Consider the following 4,049-nt stretch of genomic DNA (forward strand, 5'->3'; position numbering starts at 1 on the left):
CGGGCGCAGGGTCGGGCTGTCGAGCACGACGGCGGAGCCCGACTGGGCGGTCGGCTCGCCGAGTTCTTGGGGGGCCTCGAGGGCCTCGGAGGCGGGATCCGTGAGCGTCATGGTTCGACTTTCCCGTGTGGGCTTGTGCCCCCAGTAGACGGAACCTGTGCCGCCCCTGTGACCGTCGGCGAACGGCCTCCGCCGAGGCCTTGCGGGGAGGGGAGGATTCGGGCTCGGCCGAATGGTTCGGGGTGCCGGCGCGCGGTCCTAGAGTGGTCTGGTGAAGCCCTGCACCACATCTTCTGCACTCTCCCTCGCGCCGCTCCCCGCTGAATTCGGCGTCCAATCATGACCCGCCGCACCTGGCTGCTCTTCCTGGCCATGAGCCTCATCTGGGGCGTTCCCTACCTGCTCATCAGCGAGGCCGTCGCTGAAGTGAGCCCAGCGGTCGTCGTCTTCGCCCGGACGGCGATCGGGGCCGTCGTCCTCCTCCCGTTCGCGTGGCGCCAGCTGTGGGTCGTGTGGGAGTACCGCTGGCCGGTGCTCGCGTTCGCGCTGCTCGAGATGGTGGGCCCTTGGTTCCTCCTGAGCGATGCCGAACGGCACCTCTCGAGCTCCCTCGCGGGGCTGCTCATCGCGTTCGCGCCGGTCCTTGCCCTCGTCATCGCCCGGGCGATCGGCCTCGAACGCCGTATAGGCGGCCTGCGGATCGTGGGCCTGGTCGTCGCGGTGGGCGGTGTGGCGGCCCTTGGCGGAGGCGGAATGGAGACGTCGGGGCCGTGGCCGGTGATCGAGATGCTGCTCGCGGCCGTGGGCTATGCGATCGCACCCCAGGTCGCGGCCGTCAAGCTCGGCGGCGTGCCTCCGCTGCCGATGACGGCGGTCTGCCTCACCGTCGCGGCCCTGGTCTCCGCCCCCTTCGCAGCCCTGTCGTGGCCGGCCGCGATGCCGTCAGCAACCGCCACGGGCTCGTTGGTACTCCTCGGTCTGCTCTGCACCGCACTCGCCTTCCTTCTGTTCTTCCGGCTCATCGCCGAAGCAGGCCCCGCCCGGGCGACGGCGATCGCGTACGTGAACCCCGTCGTCGCCCTCGCGCTCGGGGTGAGTCTGCGCGGCGACCCCTTCACGCCGCTCATCGCGATCGGTGCGGTGCTGGTTCTGGCTGGGACCTTCCTCGCGACGCGGTCGTCGGCGCGGGTGGCCCGGGCGCGGCTGGAGGCTGGTGCGACGACGCCCGAGGGTGCCTCGCGCGGGTAGCAGTTCACGCCGGCAGGTAGACCGCGAACTCGGTCCGCCCGGGCCGGGAGCTGAGCTCGACCGAGCCCCCGTGTGCGTCGACGATCGCCTGGACGATCGAGAGCCCAAGTCCCGTGGATCCCTCAGTGCCCGTCCGGGCCTTGTCGGCGCGCGTGAACCGTGAGAACACCTTCCTCTGCAGCTCCTGCGGCACGCCTGGACCCGTGTCCGTGACGGTGATGACTGCCTCGCCGGTCGCGGACCGGGACACGCCAGTAGTGATGGTGGTTCCGGGGTCGGTGTGCTTGCGGGCATTCGAGAGGAGGTTGACCATCACCTGGTGCAGCCGTGCGCCGTCGGCCTTGACCTCGATCGGCTCGTCCGGCAGGTCGAGCCGCCACTGGTGGTCGGGGGCGATGACCTTCTGGTCGCTGACCGTTTCGACGACGAGCTGCGTCAGGTCGACGGGCGCGATCTTGAGGGGCTGGCCCTCGTCGAGGCGTGCGAGCGTGAGGAGGTCCTCGACGAGCCGGCTCATCCGGAGAGACTGGGTCTCAACGCGGCCGAGCGACTCCGAACCCTGCGGGGAGAGCTTCTCCGTCATCTTGAGCATGTCGGTATAGCCGCGGATCGCTGTGAGCGGGGTGCGGAGCTCGTGCGACGCATCCGCCACGAACTGCCGCACCTTCATCTCGGATTCCTGCCTCGCCTGGAGAGCGCCGGAGACGTTGTCGAGCATGCGGTTCAGCGCGTTCCCCACGTTGCCGACTTCCGTTCCGGGGTGGGCGGCCGACGGCGGGACGCGCATCGCGAGGGCGACCTCACCGGCGTCGAGCGGGAGTTGGGCGACGTTCGCGGCGACGGACGAGACCTGGTCGAGCGGCTTGAGCGTCTTGCGGATGACGTAGGTGCCCACGAGCCCAATGAGCACGAGGCCGCCGAGCGAGACGATCACGGTCGTCAGCACGAGGGAAGCGAGAGTGCTGTCCTTTGCCGCGAGCGGGAGCCCTGTGACGATGATGTCGCCCGCCGCGGTCTGGACTGCAACCAGGCGGTAGTGCCCGACGCTGAGGTTCTTGTCGACGGGAACCGGCTGGGTTCCGCTCGTGAAGGGCACTGCTGTCTGCGCGACCGAGGCGAGGACTGCCGCGTCGGAGTTGCGCAGCGCAACTCGCTGGCCATCCTGACTGATGAATCCGGCCACATCGAGGATGTTGTCGTGGAGACGCGCGTTGAGCGTGCCAGCGCCTTGGCCCCGGGCCTCAAGCGGGTCGGGGCGGGGAGTCGAGCCGCCGGGATTCTGCTGCGACGCCCCGGGGGTCTGGGATCCCGGAACTGTGGACTGCGCAACGCTGCCGAATTCTGCCGCGCGATGGCTCGCCTGATAGAGCTGGGTGTCGAGCTGCTGCGTGAGGAAGCCGTCCATCGACGCATACAGCACCGATCCGACGACCGAGCAGATGGCAACGAGCAGGAGCATCGTCGCGAGGACCAGCTTCGTGCGCAGGTGCCAGGCGTTCGGATCCGTCCAGCGTCGGCGGGGCCGCGGGACCGCGCCCGCGAGGGTGCTCATCCGTCAGCGGGCTTGATGACGTAGCCCGCTCCGCGGACGGTGTGGATCATGGGCGCCCGGTTGGCGTCGATCTTCTTGCGGAGGTACGAGATGTAGAGCTCGACGATGTTTGCCTGGCCGCCGAAGTCGTACTGCCATACGCGGTCGAGGATCTGGGCCTTGCTGATGACGCGCTTCGGGTTCTCCATGAGGTAGCGGAGCAGTTCGAACTGCGTGGCGGTGAGCTGGATGTCCTCGCCCCCACGGGTCACTTCGCGCGTGTCCGTGTTGAGCACGAGGTCGCCGACCACGAGCTCGGCGTCGTCCTGCGCCGCGACACCGGAGCGCTGCACGAGCCGGTGCAGGCGGAGCATGACCTCCTCCATGCTGAACGGCTTCGTGACGTAGTCGTCCCCTCCGGCGGCAAGCCCCGTGATGCGATCCTCGATGGCATCCTTCGCGGTGAGGAAGAGCGCTGGCACCTCGGGGAGGAACTGCCGCACGCGCTGGAGGACCTCGACGCCGTCGAAGCCAGGGATCATGACGTCCAACACGAGAACATCCGGCCTAAAGTCACGGGCCGCCTTGACGGCCGCAGGGCCGTCCGCTGCGACCTGAACACTCCACCCTGTCATACGCAGGCCCATGCTCATGAGCTCGGAGAGGCTCGGCTCATCGTCCACCACCAGGGCGCGGATAGGGGACCCATCCGGATGGGTCAGGGCTGGGAGATTGTTCGTCGTATAAGGACTTGCCATGATTCCAGCCTCCTGTGGATGGATAGTCCGAGCCTGAGTTGAACCTGTGGGCAGCCTGTGGAGCCCAGCCTAGACCCGGCCTGCGCCCGCGCCGGTCTTCCCGGGCGCGGGAAGCACAGCCGGCCCAGCCGGTCGGCACAGCAGCGGCACAGGATGAGCCGCGAATCTGGTCTCAGCATCAGACCACTATCGGAGGACCACGATGTCATTCGGACAACAGAACCCTCAGGCTCCGGACCCGCAGCGGCCCAACGAGCCGCAGCGGCCCAACGGCCAGGGCCAGGACTCGCAGGGCGTGAACGCGCAGCCGACGGAGACCCTGTACCCGAACCAGCCGGGCACCCAACACCCGGGTCAGGGCTGGGGCGCGCCGGGTCCTTCTGCGCCGGGTCAGGGCTGGGGCGCGCCGGGTCCTTCTGCGCCGGGTCAGGGCTGGGGCGCGCCGGGTCCTTCTGCGCCGGGTCAGGGCTGGGGCGCGCCGGGTCCTTCTGCGCCGGGTCAGGGCTGGGGCG

The 4,049-nt window shown here is 69.2% G+C and carries 3 protein-coding genes and 1 pseudogene; 2 read left to right on the forward strand and 2 right to left on the reverse strand.

Annotated elements, in window-relative coordinates; genetic code table 11:
* The first annotated feature begins 339 nt into the window (after nucleotides 1–339).
* Nucleotides 340–1,248, forward strand: a complete 909-nt coding sequence (locus tag V7053_RS18105; RefSeq protein WP_334173654.1) for a DMT family transporter — start codon at nucleotides 340–342, stop codon at nucleotides 1,246–1,248.
* Between the two features lie 4 nt (nucleotides 1,249–1,252).
* Here the strand turns inward: V7053_RS18105 and V7053_RS18110 are convergent, their stop codons facing one another.
* A complete protein-coding gene (locus V7053_RS18110; RefSeq protein ID WP_334173655.1) occupies nucleotides 1,253–2,800 on the reverse strand; it encodes a HAMP domain-containing sensor histidine kinase in 1,548 nt (515 codons plus the stop codon).
* Entirely contained in the window at nucleotides 2,797–3,537 is a 741-nt protein-coding gene (locus V7053_RS18115) for a response regulator transcription factor (protein WP_241055695.1), read from the reverse strand. Before V7053_RS18115 ends, V7053_RS18110 begins: the two co-directional genes overlap by 4 nt.
* Before the next feature lie 202 nt (nucleotides 3,538–3,739).
* Here V7053_RS18115 and V7053_RS18120 point away from each other — a divergent pair.
* Nucleotides 3,740–4,049, forward strand: a pseudogene (locus V7053_RS18120) (hypothetical protein); the annotation flags it as partial.

The sequence above is a fragment of the Sinomonas sp. genome, from assembly GCF_036848755.1.
In the GTDB taxonomy this organism is placed as follows: Bacteria; Actinomycetota; Actinomycetes; order Actinomycetales; family Micrococcaceae; genus Sinomonas.

Excerpts from the sequence above, each read along its gene's own strand:
- V7053_RS18105 (WP_334173654.1), top strand. The coding sequence starts at position 340 with ATGACCCGCCGCACCTGGCTGCTCTTCCTGGCCATGAGCCTCATCTGG.
- V7053_RS18110 (WP_334173655.1), bottom strand. The coding sequence starts at position 2,800 with ATGAGCACCCTCGCGGGCGCGGTCCCGCGGCCCCGCCGACGCTGGACG.
- V7053_RS18115 (WP_241055695.1), bottom strand. The coding sequence starts at position 3,537 with ATGGCAAGTCCTTATACGACGAACAATCTCCCAGCCCTGACCCATCCG.